At 51.4% G+C, this 18318-nt stretch carries 18 protein-coding genes; 10 read left to right on the top strand and 8 right to left on the bottom strand.

The window, feature by feature from the left end; genetic code table 11:
* Positions 1 to 53 precede the first annotated feature (53 nt).
* The 5 genes from AB4O09_RS28930 to AB4O09_RS28950 all read left to right on the top strand — a co-directional run bounded on the left by AB4O09_RS28930 (position 54) and on the right by AB4O09_RS28950 (position 5170).
* Positions 54 to 1382: a tyrosine-type recombinase/integrase gene (locus AB4O09_RS28930; protein ID WP_169390144.1), complete on the top strand. Its 1329-nt coding sequence runs from the start codon at positions 54 to 56 to the stop codon at positions 1380 to 1382.
* A gap of 902 nt (positions 1383 to 2284) precedes the next feature.
* The gene (locus AB4O09_RS28935; RefSeq protein ID WP_460107789.1) at positions 2285 to 3265 is read left to right on the top strand and encodes an integrase domain-containing protein; all 981 of its coding nucleotides are present in this window, start codon (positions 2285 to 2287) and stop codon (positions 3263 to 3265) included.
* Positions 3262 to 3537 carry a hypothetical protein gene (locus AB4O09_RS28940; RefSeq protein WP_065835162.1) on the top strand — a complete coding sequence of 92 codons (276 nt, stop codon included), beginning with the start codon at positions 3262 to 3264 and terminating at the stop codon, positions 3535 to 3537. Before AB4O09_RS28935 ends, AB4O09_RS28940 begins: the two co-directional genes overlap by 4 nt.
* Before the next feature lie 228 nt (positions 3538 to 3765).
* Positions 3766 to 4113: a hypothetical protein gene (locus tag AB4O09_RS28945; protein WP_256346752.1), complete on the top strand. Its 348-nt coding sequence runs from the start codon at positions 3766 to 3768 to the stop codon at positions 4111 to 4113.
* Positions 4114 to 4213: 100 nt separating this feature from the next.
* Positions 4214 to 5170, top strand: coding sequence for a hypothetical protein (locus AB4O09_RS28950; RefSeq protein ID WP_218180307.1), 957 nt, complete (start codon positions 4214 to 4216; stop codon positions 5168 to 5170).
* Positions 5171 to 5404: 234 nt separating this feature from the next.
* Here AB4O09_RS28950 and AB4O09_RS28955 read toward each other — a convergent pair whose 3' ends face one another.
* Both AB4O09_RS28955 and AB4O09_RS28960 read right to left on the bottom strand, forming a co-directional pair.
* Positions 5405 to 6367: a hypothetical protein gene (locus tag AB4O09_RS28955; RefSeq protein ID WP_177073259.1), complete on the bottom strand. Its 963-nt coding sequence runs from the start codon at positions 6365 to 6367 to the stop codon at positions 5405 to 5407.
* Between the two features lie 528 nt (positions 6368 to 6895).
* Positions 6896 to 7168 (bottom strand): hypothetical protein, encoded by a 273-nt coding sequence (locus AB4O09_RS28960; RefSeq protein WP_460107794.1) that lies wholly within the window; start codon positions 7166 to 7168, stop codon positions 6896 to 6898.
* Positions 7169 to 8003: 835 nt separating this feature from the next.
* On the opposite strand from AB4O09_RS28960, the gene AB4O09_RS28965 reads away from it, so the two are divergent.
* Both AB4O09_RS28965 and AB4O09_RS28970 read left to right on the top strand, forming a co-directional pair.
* On the top strand, positions 8004 to 8561 hold the full coding sequence (locus tag AB4O09_RS28965) for a Panacea domain-containing protein (RefSeq protein ID WP_460107796.1): 558 nt from the start codon (positions 8004 to 8006) through the stop codon (positions 8559 to 8561).
* Complete coding sequence (locus AB4O09_RS28970; protein WP_460107798.1) at positions 8558 to 8974, top strand: hypothetical protein; 417 nt, start codon at positions 8558 to 8560, stop codon at positions 8972 to 8974. The genes AB4O09_RS28965 and AB4O09_RS28970 overlap by 4 nt, the downstream gene beginning before the upstream one ends.
* A 102-nt stretch (positions 8975 to 9076) precedes the next feature.
* Here the strand turns inward: AB4O09_RS28970 and AB4O09_RS28975 are convergent, their stop codons facing one another.
* The 5 genes from AB4O09_RS28975 to AB4O09_RS28995 form a co-directional block, all read right to left on the bottom strand.
* Complete coding sequence (locus AB4O09_RS28975; RefSeq protein WP_460107801.1) at positions 9077 to 9277, bottom strand: hypothetical protein; 201 nt, start codon at positions 9275 to 9277, stop codon at positions 9077 to 9079.
* Positions 9278 to 9348: 71 nt separating this feature from the next.
* Entirely contained in the window at positions 9349 to 10452 is a 1104-nt protein-coding gene (locus AB4O09_RS28980) for an HNH endonuclease (RefSeq protein ID WP_460107804.1), read from the bottom strand.
* A gap of 182 nt (positions 10453 to 10634) precedes the next feature.
* A complete protein-coding gene (locus AB4O09_RS28985) occupies positions 10635 to 11126 on the bottom strand; it encodes a hypothetical protein (RefSeq protein ID WP_460107806.1) in 492 nt (163 codons plus the stop codon).
* On the bottom strand, positions 11123 to 11620 hold the full coding sequence (locus AB4O09_RS28990) for a toxin-antitoxin system HicB family antitoxin (protein WP_460107809.1): 498 nt from the start codon (positions 11618 to 11620) through the stop codon (positions 11123 to 11125). Before AB4O09_RS28990 ends, AB4O09_RS28985 begins: the two co-directional genes overlap by 4 nt.
* A gap of 1121 nt (positions 11621 to 12741) precedes the next feature.
* A complete protein-coding gene (locus tag AB4O09_RS28995; RefSeq protein WP_460107811.1) occupies positions 12742 to 13491 on the bottom strand; it encodes a hypothetical protein in 750 nt (249 codons plus the stop codon).
* A gap of 895 nt (positions 13492 to 14386) precedes the next feature.
* Between AB4O09_RS28995 and AB4O09_RS29000 the strand changes: the two genes are divergently transcribed.
* The 3 genes from AB4O09_RS29000 (at position 14387) to AB4O09_RS29010 (ending at position 16883) form a co-directional block, all read left to right on the top strand.
* On the top strand, positions 14387 to 15163 hold the full coding sequence (locus AB4O09_RS29000) for a hypothetical protein (protein WP_460107813.1): 777 nt from the start codon (positions 14387 to 14389) through the stop codon (positions 15161 to 15163).
* Between the two features lie 111 nt (positions 15164 to 15274).
* Positions 15275 to 15589 (top strand): hypothetical protein, encoded by a 315-nt coding sequence (locus AB4O09_RS29005; protein ID WP_460107815.1) that lies wholly within the window; start codon positions 15275 to 15277, stop codon positions 15587 to 15589.
* A gap of 169 nt (positions 15590 to 15758) precedes the next feature.
* Positions 15759 to 16883 carry an IS481 family transposase gene (locus tag AB4O09_RS29010; protein ID WP_460107817.1) on the top strand — a complete coding sequence of 375 codons (1125 nt, stop codon included), beginning with the start codon at positions 15759 to 15761 and terminating at the stop codon, positions 16881 to 16883.
* Positions 16884 to 17123: 240 nt separating this feature from the next.
* Here AB4O09_RS29010 and AB4O09_RS29015 read toward each other — a convergent pair whose 3' ends face one another.
* Positions 17124 to 17552, bottom strand: coding sequence for a hypothetical protein (locus AB4O09_RS29015; RefSeq protein WP_460107819.1), 429 nt, complete (start codon positions 17550 to 17552; stop codon positions 17124 to 17126).
* Positions 17553 to 18318: the final 766 nt, after the last annotated feature.

Here is an 18318-nt window from a genome sequence, read left to right on the forward strand (position 1 = left end):
CCCGAGGGTATGTTAGGGGTACTGCGATTTCCCGGTCAGGAGCGCGTACCCCTATGCCACGTCTAGCGATCCCCCTCAGCGACCTGCAATGCCGCACGGCCAAAACCCGCGAACGCGCCTACAAACTGTTCGACGGCGGCGGCATGTACCTTTTCGTCAAACCCAATGGCGTAAAGACCTGGCGCTTGAAGTACACCAAGCCCAGCGGCAAGGAAGGCACGCTCATCATCGGCAATTACCCCATCGTTACCCTTTCCGTCGCACGACGTAAGCGAGACGAAGCCAAGGCGTTGCTGCTCGACAACCTCGACCCAATGGAAGAAAAGAAGAAGGCCAAGATCGTGGCCCAGCGTGCGGCACTGCTTTTCGAAACCGTTGCCCTGGAGTGGCACGCCGACATGTCCCGCCGCTGGACCGAAGGCCACGCAAAAACCGTAATGAGCCGACTGCGCACTCACGTCTTCCCTCTGATCGGCCAACGACCCATCGCTGAACTCGATACCCACGACCTGCTAGAGATCACCCAGCGCATCAAGGAACGCGGCACCATGGATGTGGCGTTAAGGGTACAGAACTACTTATCCACCATCATGCGCGGGGCCAAAAGGGCTCGGCAGATCACCATGAATCCTGCACTGGATCTGGCAGGCTCGATTCACGCGCCACGCACAATCCATCGTCCGGCCCTATCCCTCAACCGCCTACCCGAATTGCTACACCGTATCGACAACTACAACGGCCGCGAGCTAACGCGCCTTGCTGTGCTACTGACTCTGCATGTATTCGTCCGCTCCAGCGAACTGCGCTTCGCTCGATGGAGTGAGTTCGACCTCCAACGCGCCATGTGGGAAATTCCCGATACGCGCGCACCGATTGAAGGGGTACGCAACTCCACACGTGGGACCAAGATGAACGGCGACATTCAAATGGTTCCGCTATCGCCGCAGGTCATCGAAATACTGGAGCGCCTGCGAAGCCTCAGTCGCTTTTCAGAGTTGGTGCTACCGGGCGACCACAAGTACTGGAAGCCCATGTCCGAGAATACGGTGAACACCATGCTCCGTAACGTCGGCTATGACACCAGCAAGGACGTGTGCGGCCACGGCTTCAGGACCATGGCCTGTAGCGCTCTGCTGGAGTCCGGGTTATGGACCGACGCAGCCATCGAAAGACAAATGAGCCACAAGGAACGCAACCGCGTGCGCGCCGCGTATATCCACAAAGCTGAATTTCTGGAGCAGCGCCGGCTGATCATGGCGTGGTGGAGCAACTACATCGACGCCAACCGCCATGGGCATGTGACGCCACACGAATTCGCTCACCCAGTCGGCGACAACATCACGGCCCTACAAAATAGCCGTGGCGCATCCAAACGTGGGTAAGCCTGTGAGATCACCGTTGTCCGCCCTTCCACGCGGGTCCATCCAAGCGGGGCTGCAAAGCCGCCCTGCTTGGATGGACCTCATTTAAAAAATCTAAAGCCCACGCAAATTGTCTGTGGAAAACCATAGATTTCCACCGGTGGATAATTTCATCCACAGCCGCAGAATTCCCGAAAATTCGAGCCTTGACCAAAATTATCCACAGGCGTAGAAAAGATCGGGCAAAGCGCTGTCTTTGACAGCAACCCAGGTAGCCAGAACCTTTAAGGCTACGCCACACGGTGGTGGTTCTCCCAAAGTGCGATTAGCGTCCGGCGGCTCGCACGGTCACAGCGATGTGATGGATGCCTACTTTTACCAATGTGCCCACTGCGGCAACTTCCCCCTTTCATAGCTGCCCTGCAGCAACCTATCCGCTTGGCCATTTCATTGAGCCAACCTGCGCCCGTCTCTTTCTTCTGGAAAGAGACGGGCGCTCCAACCGCTGCTGCAGCCCAACTCGTACAAGGCTTTGCGGCATCCCACCTCGTGACAATCGGCGTGACAAAACCGAAGTCACCAGCAACAGCGATGCCGATGACGGTGCCGCAGTCCACGGAATGGACTGCACCTGACTGACAGTCAGGTATGCCCCGGTCATCGCCTCACTGCCTTCACCTGACTCAAGATCTCGCGGCGTCGGTCTCGTCAGCCAGCGCAGCCTCCACCCGCCCACTTCCTCGGAAGTGCTCAGGAGGCCAGATCATGAGATGCCCAAGCTCCCGGTCGTAAAGAGCCGCCAGTCCCGCGTTAGTGGACAACCCTCACAGGTCGCAGGGGCCTTGATCCCTGATAACACTCAACATTCGTGGCGGGATGACGTGGGGAAGGTTTTAAGAGTTGGCTTCGAGAGGCGTTCGATCATGGTACTGGTAGGTAAACGGGATGGGCGGAACTTTGGCTATGGCCGGCAATTGAGCTATGCCGGGCCGCAGGCACTGAAAGACCTGTTTGGCGGTGGGCATTACGGGACGGTCAAAGCACACAGTGATCGTTGGCAGACGTTCGTGCGCTGGTGTCGGTCGGAGGACGGCCCGGGAATTAATGATGCACGGCAGATAGATCGGCAGACCTTGCTGGATTACGCGGAGCATCTGCGTCACCTGGTTGAGCGCAGCGATCTCGCCATCGCCACTGCGCAAAACCGATTGTCCAGCATCAATCGGACCCTGGCAGCGCTTCGCGGTGATCAGTATGTGAAAGTACCGAGTCCGAGCAAGGCGCTAGGAATGCGGCGCACCAGTGTTCGTCGTTCGGTGCCGCAAGGCCAAGACCGCGAACATGTGAAGAGGGTTGTAGAGGTGCTTTGCGCACACCAGCAGCCGCGTGCCGCGGCCATCGCTCAATTAGCGCGAGCCACCGGCATGCGCTTACGTGAGGCCATTTTGGCCGACCTTCCGCGCTTAAAACGTGAGGCCGAACAATACGGCAAGATCAACATCCAGGATGGCACCAAGGGGGGCCGCTCAGGTGCCTCGGCACCTCGCTGGATCAGGGCGGATGATCATATTCGCGAGGCGCTGAAATTCGCCGAACAGGTCTCACCCGACGGTAGCCGCAACCTACTTGCACCGAACGAAACCTACCTCGATTTCCAACGGGGAATCGTCCGTCCTGCACGGGACATCCTCCATCAGTACAACCTCAAAGGCTTCCACGAATTGCGGGCAGCCTATGCGTGCGAACGCTATGAGCAAATCACCCACCATCCCGCCCCCATCAACGGTGGCCATTGCTATCAACTCGACCGACGTCTCGATCAGGAAGCCCGAGTACAAATCAGCTATGAGCTGGGGCACAACCGTATCGTCGTGGTGGCCGCTTACATTGGTGGTCGCGCATGAGCACGGCATTCGATATGGATCTGTTCCTGGCGGGCGTCCTAACCGGGTCGCATACCACGCGCCAACGCCACCTGCGTCAGGCGAAGGCCATCCAAACAGCGATCGCTGAGCGCTGGCAACGCGACAATCCATGGACTTGGCAGAGAAAACACCTTGCGTGGTTTTTGAATCACCACCTAAACCAGCACACTCAATCGACGCGCTATTACTATTTGCTGACCATGCAATTACTCACTCATCGCTTAGGAAAATCCTGGCAGTTCAACCTCTAAACGAAGGTCAGAAAACGGCCAGAAACGGACACATGCCGATCGCCTTCGCCCCGGATTTGCCGGCCAGCAAAAGATTAGCCCCCCTTCTGCGCACACCGGCGCCTGTAAGCTTCTTGAAAGGCATTGTCGACCCGATGTAGTCTGGCACATCCCATCTGCTAGATCGGTGCTTGCTTGGCAGTGGGTGTTGCAAGGTAGTTCACGTAGCTGCGTAAAAGGCCGCAACACTTGAAAAAAGAAGTTCATGGAGGCGCTTCGAAATTCATGAGAAAGAAAGCACGAAATACCGGCGAAAATAATCGAAATCAAGAGCGAGAAAGAGATCTCGCGAAAGCAGAGAAACGACGCGTCCTAGAAAAAGAACGCTCAGATGCGCAGCGTAAAAAAACAGTTCAGCTTCTTCGTAGCGGAAAATTAAAGGTAAATAAAAAAAAGCCAGGAAAGGGGGTCTTTAGCATATTTTCCTCGCTGCATAATCCGCCAACAACCAGAAGAGAGGATGTTGTAATAGACGAACACACCGCCTTAAAAAAGGAGCCAAAGCTATACCGGCTCGAGGGCGATACTGGCTGGTGAATACAAAAAATTAATTACCCCGAGAATTGAATTTATATCAAACTTACAGCCACTCACCGCTATACAGAGAGGTGGCTTTACCCAAGCTAACGAGATTGCTATGCAAATAATGACGAACAGATTTACTTTGGAGCTTCGTCGTCTGAAATTTGAAAGTCATGGCAGTTGCGTATCGTGCGACTACGCTTTTACTGCGGGCGATACTTCCCATCTTGGCTATGGGTTCGACGACACCCCTCTGTATGTCTGCGACGGTTGCAAAGATCAGCTTAAAGAGACGGCCGTACGAAATGTATTTTCACAGCGCCCATATGTCGTGCCGGAACCGTCAAGTAAGCTGTGGCGGTATATGGACTTCACTAAATATGTAAGTTTACTTTCATCGCGCGGCCTGTACTTCACTCGCACTGACTGCTTTGAGGACATATTCGAGGGCGCTAAGGGACTCAAAAAAAGGAAGGACGGATGGGATTCGCATTATTTGGAATTCTTTCGATCGGCAATCAGAAATCCACCAGATGGAGTTGAGTGTAAACTTTCTGATGCCGACGTAGAAGAACAAGCACAAAAGCTTCTTCGTGATTTGGAAGTAGGCGGTGAAAATCATAAGAAGAGAACATTCGTAAGCTGTTGGCACGAGAGCGAACATGAGTCTGAAGCAATGTGGCGCCTCTACTCCACATTCCTTGCAAACGCTGTGGCAGTCCGAACCTCTTATCAAAGCCTATATTTATCCCTAGACCGGGATCCATCGATAGCAATTGGTCGCATCAAGTATATAGACCTGAAAAATAGCTATGCGGGAGTTAATGATGCTTTTTGGCGAAAACGAAAATCCTTCGAGCATGAAAGAGAAGTCAGGGCGCTGCTTAGTGACTATGGAACTCAAGACTTGGGGAAAATAGTAAAATGTAATCTTGAAGTACTCATAGAAGAAGTTTTGGTATCCCCGAAAGCTCCCGCTTGGTTTGTCGATCTAGTAAATGATGTGAACGAAAAGTTTGGCTTGAGCGTAAAAGTCAGTCTATCTGAACTAAATGAGGTTCCTTTTTTTTGAAAACTCATTCACCAGAAACTCTACTGGGCATCGGGTGCTTCGTACAGATTACGTAGATTACTCACCGCGAAGCCCATGCAATCAGCCGAACCATGGTCGCGATGAAAAGCAAGAAGCATAGACCAGAAAGCTGGTTTTTTCTGTAGTTATGCTTGTCAACTAAAAAGCTTCCTATGCAGGAAGGTATACATGAAAAGCCCGCAATAGACGGGCTTCATTTGGAAAAAGTTTTATTTATGCTTCATCATCTTCGTACAAAAGACCTAAAGTTGGCGAGCCTACAACGGCAGCGGAAATGAGTTTCTTACCTTTAAAGGCGCCGAGCATATAAAGATGCACGGCCGTCTCAGAGCGAAATGCATGCTGAATTTCATCTAACACCCGCTCGGCCTCTTGACTCTTATAAAGAACAACATTTATGAGGCCGTAACTAGGATGCTGAAAAACCAACTTCCAACGATTAGCCGCAGTTTCTAACTTTTTCACTAGAAAGAGGTCGTCGATTCTAATTTTCTCAGTGGAAGATCTGGTACGCTGCGTTATGCTTTTGATTTCTTCTTCATCCAAATCTATGCTTCCCAAACTCAAATGGTCTGCGTCGTAAGCGCCCTTGACTACTGTAACCAAGGCTTTGCTGAGATCTGAGTTCACCTTGCTGAGAGTTACATTTTTTTCTACAATGTTTTCGGCGTAATCGAGCCGCTGCTTTTCAGCCTTGAGCTCACCATTAATTTTAAATTTTGCTAAAGCAACCTTCGACAAACCGAAAATCAATCCCAGCCCAAGAATAGTTATGACAAGTTCATCGCCTGACATGGTTAGCATTGCTTGCTCCGCTAATGTACCGAATTGCTCGGCGATAGCACCTACAATTTCGGAACTTCCTTGAGATACCTGAAATACCACTTCGAGGTCTTTTCTCTCGGAGTCAGAAATCGACTTTGCAGATTCATTTTCAGATACGAGTGCGTATGCTCGATTGAGCACTCCTTGATATTCAACCAGTCCTTTCATCACGCCAACAGGCAAAGTGCTGTGGTATCGCTCGCCTTTGATATTAATATCCAGGCTCGGCCAACCCTGAAAATCAAAAGAAACATCCTTATCTTTAAATTCGCCATTGAGAGCAAGTTCAATCAGATTTATCGCATCTTGCTCTGACTCAATCACCAACTGGATCGATTCTTTTTCTTCCATGGGGCCTTCATTGCCTGGCTAAAAGCTGACGGGTCTTCAGGCGCTCGCCATTGACAAAAGCCCGGCAATCGCCGGGCATTTCCTGTGGTGTCGCGCTGAAAAAGCTTAACAACGTGCCATGAAAACAGAGCTACCCCATATGGACAACTCCTTTTTATGCAGCTTCTCTCATCAATTCTAGAACACAATCGATCCAGGGAGCCCCTATCTTGATTAGCTCGCGCACCTTTCCTTCGCTCACACCCCGCTGCTTTCCAATGCGACCCCAGGATGCTTGGCTCCGTAATAGAGCCAGATCCTGTCGCACATATGCTGTTGCTGTTCGCGTTTGCATAGCCGTGCGACAGCAACGTCCACCAAGCATGCGAGTTCGTCAGTGATCACGTAGGACGTCGCTACACTTGGCATCGAATCGCGTATGAGCGCATCGTAGATGCGAAACTCGGAATCCAATGTAAGACAGGCTGAATGACCGCTCTTGGCCGGTTGAGTCCACTACCCGAAGCGGACATCGGCGGGACATTTCAATTAGCTGAATTGACGCTCATACAGGGTGACGTGGTGAGGAAACAGCTCGCCATAGTGCGGATGTGGAATGCCGAAAATGTTCACTTCGATGCACGGTGGCGCGAGCTCTTCGGAGTAATCCAGGATGGCCAGACCCGCACATGGAATGACAAGACCCGCTTTGGTCTGAACAGAAAGATCCAGAACGGTCTGGTCATGATGGTTCGTGGAGCACTGGTTCTGGATAGCTGCGTACCCATCGGCAGGTTCGAATTGACCGAAAACAACGCCCATCGGGGGATCTCCGTAAGCGAGCGCCGAGTAGCCCACCAAAACCAATCCGCTATAAATTGAGAATCGCATCATAAGACTGCCTGTTTGTGTAATGCTTAGACCCAAGCGCGGTATATCACTTTGGCTAGTCCTTAAGCGAGGGTGAAGCAGTTGGGCGACCGCTATTGGCCGTCTGCTGCCTGTCGCCACGGCAGCTTTTGGCGGATTCCTACCTATTCTCGACGGAGGGGATGATCAACAACGTTCGAATTCAGGAGGTTTACCATTCCGTATGCGGCTCTGAATTACTTGCAGACCGACAACGTGCTGACATCTAAAAAATCCCGAGTTCGATTCCACCGAACGCCATAACTAGCTGATTTGTTTATAGTTACTAGTTGGGGTACGCCGAATTTTCCAGCGAACTCCAGATGCCCGAAAAACCTACTCTCGCCGAAACATACCGTTCGTCTGGTGCCGGCACCATATAGAACAACGACTTAGGCTCACCTTACGGTGGGCATTTTTCGTTTTAGACTTCCGTTAGCAGAAATTTTCCCCGTTCGTTCCCCGTTTCTTTAAAGGACTGGTGATTCCACCCTCGTCAGTCATTCGCGCAACAAGCCAATTCAAATCACCTACACTTGGCGCCATCACCACCTCGAATCAGGGTAGTGGTCATTCACGTGGTGTTTCGTCAATGAGGGGGAAAGGACGCTCTTTGAGCGATAACGTCAGTTTACGGGTAGGTAGTCTGCTGTTTACTTTGGCTGCAATGCTCCAGAGGTGCCATTGGTAGCTTGGTCAGTTGAATTTTGACCCCATATGATAAGCTCCAGTGAAATGGAGGCTCTAAATGCTCATCACGCACGATCGCGAAAAATTGATCCAGTCGATCATTTTTTTCGTCAAAAATACTAAAAATTGCGGAAAGGTGAAGCTTTTCAAGCTGCTCTATTTTTTAGATTTCGAGCATTTTCGTGATACCGGGCGAAGCGTAACCGGCCTAACTTATTCCGCATGGCCGATGGGCCCAGTACCTGTAGATTTGTTTGCTGAGATTGAGACGCCTCAGCCGGATTTGGCTGAAGCTCTCCATTTTAAAGAAACGCCTATCCGTGGCGGTCGGCAGACGATGCTTACGGTCACCCCACAGATTGAATTCTCTGATAGGCATTTCACGAAGCGTGAGTTGGCGCATATGAAGCGGCTTGCAGATCGGTACAAAGCCTCCCTTTCAGACGATATGGTTGAGGCCACTCACTTAGAGAATCTCCCTTGGGATAAGGTTTACAGTCAGCCGGGTGGACACCAGAAGCCGATTCCGTATGAGTTAGCTGTGCGTTCTCAGGAGGCTGCAGAGGTTATGAGGATAGCTGCAGAGCGAAAAGAACTGTTGGAGCATCTTGGATGACGCCAGGGTCAGTTTTTTTCGATGAGAACTTTCATTTTCATGATGGTGAGACAGGAGAAAAGCTTTTCGTTGTTCTGGGAAGCAATGAGTCGATTACGATCGTGGCTAAAACAACATCCAGGCAGCATGGCCGAGGCCTGACATTTGGGTGTCAGCCAACTGATCGCTTTCACAATTTCTATTTGCCGCCGGGATGCTGCTACTTGCGGACAAACACCTGGGTTTGCCTCAACGAGTTTTATGAGCTCAACGCAGTGCAAATGCTACAGAAAAGATTTCAAGGCGTGGTCAAACCGGTGTGTACGATTGAAGATGCCATTACCCGCCAAATGCAAGATTGCGCCCTGCAGAGTTTAGATATCACGTTACTTCAAGAAGTTGCCATCCAGGCATGCCTATTGCCAACTCCCTAGCTGCTCCTCTCGCTACAAAACACAGACGGTCTGACCTGGCCTCCCCTTTTGGTAGGGCAGGTGCTGGAGAACTCCCGGTATCCCGAAAGTTTGCTTGGCCATCTACAAGCGCATCTCCCTGATGACTCGCCGAGGCTCCGTGCCTTGGGAGAGTGCTCGCCGGGCATCCTTGGTTAGCTGGTCGAGCGCCTGCTCCTCGAATGCCGCCGCCATTGCGCTGGCCTTCCTGACAATCAGCAGCGCCAGTTCCGGCGGAAACGCCAACTTGTCGGCAGGTAGATAATCACAGTCTATAACGGACACTTCTCAATCCTCGGGTGTTGTTCGCCGGGACTGCTACCCCGTGCTTTCGATGTTGAATGCTCTACGGCTGTTTATGTCTTAACAGATAAGGCGCCAGCTTTTCTGCCATCAGTCGGCAAAATTTTTTTGTACTGGTCGTCAGTTATCAGTTCGCCTTCATTTGCCCCACAGTTTTTAAATGAAAACTTAACGGTTTCAGATATAGCCCGATCTCTTTCTCTGGTTTCTGACATTGCTAATGCAACGGGCATCACTGCTTCAAAACACTGTTGCATTTTGATAGGGTCATATTTCTCGTAATTGTATGCTGCATAGACATCCTCCAGGTTCAACGGTATACGGACATTTACGCTCAGCTCGGTACCTGTGACTGGGTCTATCGCATAACTCTTGGAAATTTTACTCCCTGTATAGTTTTCAGAAAGGCACACAACCATTCGCTGTATACCAAAGTATTCCACATAACCCAGAAGCAGCCCGGAGTCGGGGTCACCCTGGATGGCCACGCAGTGCAACGGGGTATTAAGTGGACGATTTTCTACTAAATCCAGCTCATTATAATAACCGAAGCAAGGGTTGCCATCGCGGCGAAGGTACTCGATAGCTTGCTCGCAACAGCTAGACGCAACGCCTGCGCTGTGTGCCAAGCCCAGTGCCGATTTAACGAGCGACTTTCCGGATTTGGGGCCACCAAACGCGAGGTCAAATTCCAGCATCCCGGAAAGATATTCCTCCGTGGGTAATAGGCCGGAAACCAATTGTTCTATATCTATGGTCGGATGTTTGTTTTTTACGCCTCTTAAGATTGATTTTGCCTCTTTGATATCTCGGGCAAGGATTTTAATACTCGTCTTTCCGTCAACTGTCGCCTCTTCAAAGCTTACTTTGGCGGGTGACAGGCCGCCCTTGCTGTGAAGTGTTAGAGATCTACCTTCTGTAGTCTTAAATGTCTGGGAGGGAGGGCTCCCTCTTTCTCTTTGAATGAAAAATATTAGGCATAACGGATTCAATTGCTTGCTGAGCTCCGTATCCCACTCTTCACCTGTAGTGCTATTACAGTTTTTGCACAAAAAGCCTTTGATTTTTCTTCGGCCGCCGATGCTATTGGGGATGAGGTGCTCTCTAGAGTCATTCTCAGACGTCAATTCGATCTCGCACAAACTGCAAAAAACCATCTGCGGCTCTCCATATTAGATGCTCTCATGTGCGAGTGTGGCCGCCTTCTAAATCGAGTACAGTGACGTTTTTGGCAGGTTAAGAAGATATTTTCTTGATGCGCCATGCTCAGCACTCTGCATTTCACTGCAAGTCGTATTTAACGTAGATATAGCAAAAAAAAACCCCGCATTTGCGAGGCTTAGTCTTGATTGGAAGGTCGTAAAAACATTGGCAAGACGACTTTCGGCATATTCATACGCATCAATTGTGATGTTACATATTCACGCCAATAAGGCCAGACATGGTATGAAACGTTGTTTAGCGCAAACTCATCCAATGCTGGCTGATCCTCTGTGATGGATTTATCCGATATCTCATAGTCAGCATGCATCGTTGCTTCTATCATCGCTAGTACATCCGGCTCATCCGGATCTGTTTTTTCGTCGTCTTTACAAAAAATTCTTATTCCGAGTTCTGAGGTGACTCTGAACAAAGTAAACGAATCCTCATCATCGCCTCCCTCGATAACCGCGGAGGAGGTTACTAAGTTTTTCGTTTGAAAAATAAGAGTTTCAGTTCTTGCGTCGAACTTAGGGTCAAATCCTTCGGCTAGTTTAGAGGTGGATTCGTTTATAAATATATCTACAAATTTTAGGCTTGCTATAGCTCTCTGCAGTGCTTCTTTGTTCATGCTACTTGTGCCGGCTGATAAGCATTACTGGCGACAATTCTTAGATTGGATTGTCGTGTAACTTTGTGTTCTACAGGGCCGATCAAAGTTCTGTATTTCATTGCTGTTGCTTGATAGTAGTCTTTACTTGAAAGATCATGAGCAACGTCAAAGCCACGGAAATCTGCGAGAACCGAAACTAATAAGGCGTTGAGACTAACATCTTCATTTTCAGCACAATGTGACAGATAACGATGTAGAGTTCTCGGAAGCCGCAGAGTTACTCTCCCGCTGTAATCTTCAACCATCGCTAGCGGCTCTGGCATTGTTTTGCCTTTTTCAGCCATTTGCATCGCGGTCGTTTCAATGCTGTCAATCACCAATGCATAAGCATCTTCATAGGAGTCGGCGTACTCCTCTAAATACGGTATTTCTTTAACTCGAGCCTGGAAGCAAATCTCGCCCTCAAAATTCCCTTTCCGAATTTCAATGGAGTAGCTGCTTGCGTCGATCATTTCATTTTCTCCAAATATTCCACAAGGTCTCTGGTGTGATCACTCAGAACCCTAGCCACCTTGCCCACGTAAACGGGCTTGATGAGGGCGTCCTTTCCATGCCCACAGTCGTAACTCGTCGACAAAAAACTCTGTATTCCGTCGTGAAAAACGATTTTGTGGTTCGCTCGACCCTCCTTGATGGTGAATCCCAAACTTTCGAGAATCACCCGCATTTCGCGGCATCTGACGTTCGCCTTGCGCGAACGTAAGTCCTCAATCGCGGCGGTGACTCTACAACACATATGACACCACTGGTAGTGTCAGGTTCTGTTTTTTCATGAAATCCGTCTCGGATAGGCTGTCGAATTTTTTTTTCTGATGTCACGGCGCTACCCATCCTACGATGATTGGGGTGATGAAAGCCATTTGGCATCAACCTTCCCTCCGTACCCGGGTCTTTTAAAAAATTGTAGTAGAAACTTCCATGTACTGACTGTCCCATCTGTATTTGACAATTCGACCTGAATCGCCTGGCGCCTCGAGACGTCTGATCGCTGGATCTGATGCTAGACGCTGGATTTCGGTTCGGCGAATCCTTTCTCGAGATCTCTGGGGCGCCGGCATCGACGCTCATAGGGGCTGCCAAATGCTGAAGTATTTACCTTGACGGCATCCTCCAGGATTTTTGACGAGGCTGGTGCTGGCAAAGCCGGGCGAATGCTCGAGAAGCTTTGCTTTGCGCGGCTTTCAGCGTGCCAACCGGTGGTGGGGCCGGAGAAATCCGTCTAAACCTGTCAAAAATTTCCTCAAGGCTACGTCAAGGATTTTGGGGTCGCTTTCCTTGATGTCTGCGTGGCTCACCATCCTCACAATCACAGTCGTGGACCTTTCCCGTTTTCTGGACGAGGGGGCTATCCGGCCTGCTGCCCGATCTGCCTCCGCCCATGCTGGTTGCGGCTCTCTGGCGGAGTCGACCGACCTGCCGCTGCGTAGACCGTCCAGAGCCTGTCCAGAATCCGTCTGGGGTCTGTCGGGGGTATGAGATGACCAAGCTTGCTTGTTTGACGGCCCCACGCATGGATAAAGCCTCAGACGCCAACCCGCCGCGGGTTGGCGTCTCATGGCTGTCTCACATTCCGTCAAAGCGTGGTCGAAGAGGGGGCGCCTGAGCTTACTCGCATCGCGAAGCGTCGAGGAACTGTATGACTCTCTAAAGCGGCACCCCAGGCTTCCACCACCTCATCGGTGGAAAGCAGTCCGGTAGAGCTGACGCTCCCACTCGCCTGAATAGTTATGTCCCCTAGCACGGCCATATACGCAGCAATGGTTTGTGGCAGTACCAGATGGCCGGAACCGTGGCTGTCGTGAACCATGAGATCGTCTCGACCGAGAGAAACACTGTGGAGAAGTGCCCGATAGGTACGATGGGTGAACTTGGAAAGCTCTTGGTAAAAAACTCTACGTTCAGTGGCCGCTTCCACGCCGTCTAATTCTTCGATTAGTTTCCGCACCTCGCCATGTTTGATGGTTTCGTTCCCGTACCAATGTTTTAAGGCCGAGGCCGCCTTAGGGGATTGGGAATGCAAAAAACGCATCACGTCGATTGCTTCCACCGCGTCACGGAAAACACGTGCCACTGGCCGGTGTCGTGTTTCCGTCAGTAAGGCGACGCAATCCAGCAACGACGCCAGTAAATCCATTGTGAGCAGCCAGGTCGCTTTCTGTAGGGACTGCTCGTCACGGTGATATTTGAGCGTGTGAGGCCTGAGACGTTTTATCAATTCACGGAGCAGGGCATCGCACTCTCGGAGGAATTGTCGCTGAGCTTCGTGCTCGTAGGGATTGTCGTAGGCCTCCTGAGGGTGTCGGCCCCAAACGATGCTTGGCATTTAATTTTCTCTGAAGGTTCTCGAGCTCAATCATGGGTGTTTCCCCAATGGGGGTAAACGCTATCTGCGCGGTACCCGAAAATATGCTAGCCGACTGCCAGGTTTCCAGTCGAAAAGCCTGATTCTGATGGAAACCGCAGTGGAAACCAGTGCGTAGCAACCATATCTTTTGATCACAGGCGGGCGGCCTTGGTTCGCGCGTTAGTGGTTGCGAACCTCGGGTGCGAACTTTCGGCCGGTACGCATCGGCGAGTGCGTACCTTGCTGCGTACCAGCGTCGTGTCGCTCGCTCCCACAGAGAGTTCACGCAGTTCAGGTGCGTGAAGACACTGCGTGAAGGTCTGCGTGAAACTTTGACAGGGGACGGTTTCGCGCATTGGCCAGGTGCGCGACGGACGTGCGCGAAGCACTGCGCGAAAACACCCGATAGGCGCTTAGCGCCAGCCTTCCATGGGGTTGTTTCTACAAAGGGGATTTGATGCGTCAGTGACCAGAGAGAGCGGTCACCAGTGGTGGTCACAGCACATGGTCACCACCCATGGTATCTGCGCCGGATTTACCCAAACCGTGGATACCAGCGTGGATACCGGCCGATCTGGTCAGAGCCAGCGACTTATCAAAACTTTACATCGGATCGGCGCGATGAGCCTGACAAAACCTGACATCGGATCGTGGAGGGTGGCTGAGCGGGAATCGAGGGTAATACCGGCGAGTCGCCGCAAGAGTGATTACCGAGAAACGTACTAAAGTGAGCTCAAGGAGTTGGTGATTCGTCTCTGCTGCCAGTTACGGGACAAGTTTCAAATGCTCCCACTGAGGCTATCATGGCGCCTTCTAGTGGGCGGCTTGAGTCTTCGACAACTCCAAATATCTCTAGATCGTAAGGTGCCTTCCGATGGGGATTTTTTTCGAACCATACCAAGCTGACCGCTGTTGCCTGTGTGGCTCCTCTGCATCCCTCACGGGAGAACACAAGATAAAAGCTTCTGCTTTGCGAAAGATCTTTGGGAAAGATTCTATGGTCATCGGCAGTTTTGATGGCACAAGCACTCCTCGTAGCGCGCAAGGTCCGAAGTCCCACGCTTTTCATTTCTCGGCTCGCATGTGCGCCTCCTGTAACAGCACTCACACCCAAGCTCCTGATCACGAGTTTGACCGGTTTCACGCCTTGGTCTCCGAGTTGCTTTCGCAAGGAAAGGCTCCGGAATCAGTATTCAGCTTGCCACAATATGATCTGCACTCCGCACCGTATCTCAACGTATTCCGCTACTTTGCCAAACTCCTGTGTTGTCACGTTGCAGAGTCGGGTGGCCCGCGCCCATTAGCTGTAAGCGAATTCGCCCTAGGCCGAGCAGATAGGAATACCGTATTTTTGCAAATTGACGCAGATCCAACGTATGAAACCTTCTATGGACAGTTCGGTGAGCACAAGTATGCTGGGCACGGGGGGCTTATCGTGCCTGTAGATTCAAAAACAAAGCTTCCTACAAGCTTCCGAAGTTCACTTACGCTAGGCGCGGTTCGCTATATATTTTGGGTTAGGTACGGTGCGATGGTCGGAGTTGCGCTCCAAGTATTTCACCGTTCTTTCTTCAACAAGTGCGAAGCGGCATATCGTGAAGCGCTAACAAATCCATTGTCAGATGATGAGCGGCGTCGCCTAGGTATTTAATGTTGCTGGCTGTGGTTTGAATGCTATTGGCGGTACTGACCAATTCGTCACCCTGTTAACAGCTGTCAAGGTTGGTGGGCGACGGGCGACTTGGAGACGGAGATCCCTTTGATGGATGGTAACCAGGCGGGGTGGTTACTTTTGGTGGTTACCAGAGTGGTCACCGCGCATGGTCGCCAGAACTACGGCGCAATCGAGCATTCAGCCATTAACGCCCTTTTGGCCCAATGGTTGATCGACAGGCTGCGTATCGATGACGATAACGTTCGTAGATTTTTGCAGGAGCTTTTGAACTTCAGAAGCCGAATAGCCTTTTGCCTGGATCGATTCACCGGTCTCTGTATGAATGATTATTTCTCGGCTTTTTCTTGCCTCAATCCACGCAACCGCAACCTTCGCTATGGCATTCCAAGGCATAGCTTCTGATAGGGCAGTGATCGCTTCAACCAGTCCCGAACCTTGGGGAGTGGTTGAAAACATATGGATGGGCCCGTGGGGGATTTGGGCCTCATTGTACGGACCGGACACATGGTTGACGGGTGTGCGGGGACATGGTGGACACTTTCCAGCGAGCTAATTTCGCCGGAAAACCATCATGCCCTGGACTACGAGAGACACCATGAGCCTGAAAGAAGAATTCGTTGCCTTAGCACGGCAACCCGGCAGCAATAAACGTGAGCTGTGCCGACGATTCGGTATCAGCCCGCAAACAGCGTACAAGTGGATCGAACGCTACGAAGCGCAGGGCCAGTCTGGTCTGCAAGAAAAATCCCGCAGACCAGCGACCAGCCCCAAACTGACCCCGGCCGCTTTGGAAGCACAAGTCATCGCCCTTAGGCAGGCCCATCCAGCATGGGGCGGACGCACCATTAGCAGCCTGTTGGAAAGGCGTATCGCTCCAAGTACCGTTACCAATGTCTTGCACCGGCATGGCCTGATTCAACCGTCTCAGAAAGAACAAGCGGCGACGCTGCGGTTTGAACACGACGCGCCTAATGATCTTTGGCAGATGGATTTCAAAGGGCATTTCGCGCTGCAACAAGGTCGATGCCACCCCCTGACCCTGCTGGACGACCACTCTCGGTTCAGCCTGGCCATTCAGGCTTGTGACAACGAACGGGGAGCCACGGTGAAGGAGAAGATGATTGAGGTTTTCCAGCGCTATGGCTTGCCGGCTCGTATCAACGTTGATAACGGCCCGCCCTGGGGTTCGCCACGCAATCCAGGAGAAATTACAGAGCTGAGTATCTGGCTGATTCGGCTGGGAATTCGGATCAGCTTCAGCCGTCCTCGACACCCTCAAACCAATGGAAAGCTCGAGCGTTTCCATCGTTCACTCAAAGCAGAAGTGCTCAATGGACGTCACTTTTCCACACTGATGGACGCTCAATCGGCTTTTGATCAATGGCGTGAGGTTTATAACCTACAACGCCCGCATCAGGCGCTGGGCTACAAGGTGCCTATGGACCGCTATCGGAGCAGCCCCTGGGCGTATCCGCAGCAACTGTCAGACTTTGAATATGGCCCGGATGATGTGTTGGCCAAGGTTTATCACAGTCGGTTTCGCTTTCAGAAACGCTACTTCAGCATCGCCAAAGGACTGGTTGGACAGCACATCGCAATACGCCCTAACGCTGAAAGCGATGGCTTGTTTGACGTCTACTTCTGCCATCACTTCCTACGGACCTTCGACGTGAATACCCCTGACTACAGTGCATAATGTGTCCACTATGTCCCCGCACAGGTGTCAACCATGTGTCCGGTCCGTACAGCCTCATCTAAGGCTGCCAAGAATGACCCAGCGCTATGCTTGAAAAGTGTTAAACGGACTGATGTATGTGTTTCTGTGGTCATTCTGTTCTCGTTGGTTGGCTTGAAGTGGCGCGATGTCACCAGTTAATAGATGCTCGAGATCAGCCTGACTGCCTGTTAACAGTGGTCACTGTGGGAGCATGGGACGTCACGCGGGGTACGTGGCATACACCTTTGTTACGACGTAACTGACAAACGAAAACAGCATCGTGTAATTTCGCAGCACATACATCGTCTTAGTACGGTCGGCAACCTTATCAACTGCATTTCTCGCCATTTGGCGCATTGAGAAGTCGTTTAACTGGCCCATCTCAATCATGTGCAAATAGCTTGAGTTGGCGTTCATGGTTGAGATTGTCGACTCAATCCGGAGGAAGCCGAATACTGCGCTCAGTGCCATCATGAACAGGGTCGCCAGGTACATCGTGGGCACGTTAACGCCAATGGGGCCGAATGGCATTGTCTGCGCAAGGTAGGCGCAGGCTGCCATTGTGGCGCCAAGGACAAATCGGTCAAAGTTCGCAGATTCAGTGCTTGCGCTTTGATGGAGCTTCACGCTCCTTTCATCCGCACTCATTTTCAACTTCCTTGATTGGTTACCTGCAATCCTACGACACACCTCACCCAAAATGACCGGCTCGCTAAGCAAGAGTTGGGCGAAATCGTGCCCTTTGACAGCTCAGGTCTTTACCTCTGCCCGTTTCCGGTCGGAGACATACCCCGTTCGCTTTTACTGGCTCACCTATCAAAAGCAGAGCATTCCCTGAGCCGGCCACTCACCAGTCAAGCGCCGGTAGGCAGCCTCGCAAAGACCATCAAAGCCCAGCAGTCGGAGGGGTGACGAAGTTCGTCAACGATGCAGGTCTTCATTCGCCGCAGTGCCGGTCTGGCTTTTTGAAAAGCAGGCGAGAGCCTATCTGCTCAGCTGCGTTCTTACCTGAGCGATCCAATCCAGGAATTGAGCTTCTCGGAATACTGCGGCAACTCACACTCGAACAATGGCCAGACGATCACCCAACAGGCAAACATGACTGCCACCCCGAGGAATTCATTCTGATCGCCAAGTTCGACCCAAGCGAAGGGCATTTCGCCGTATGCCGCTCTGGATATTTTACGTGCAGGCCAACAACGTGCCGACACCTTAAAAATCCCCGATTCGACTCCACTGAAAGCCATAACTAGCTGATTTATTTATAGTTACTAGTTGGGGTACGCCGAATTTTCCAGCGAACTCCAGATGCCCGAAAAACCTACTCTCGCCGAAACATACCGTTCGTCTGGTGCCGCACCATACAAGACGAAGCCCTCGCAGAAATGCGAGGGCTTTGTTGCTTCTGGGAGGT

Source organism: Pseudomonas sp. H1_F01, from assembly GCF_054681425.1.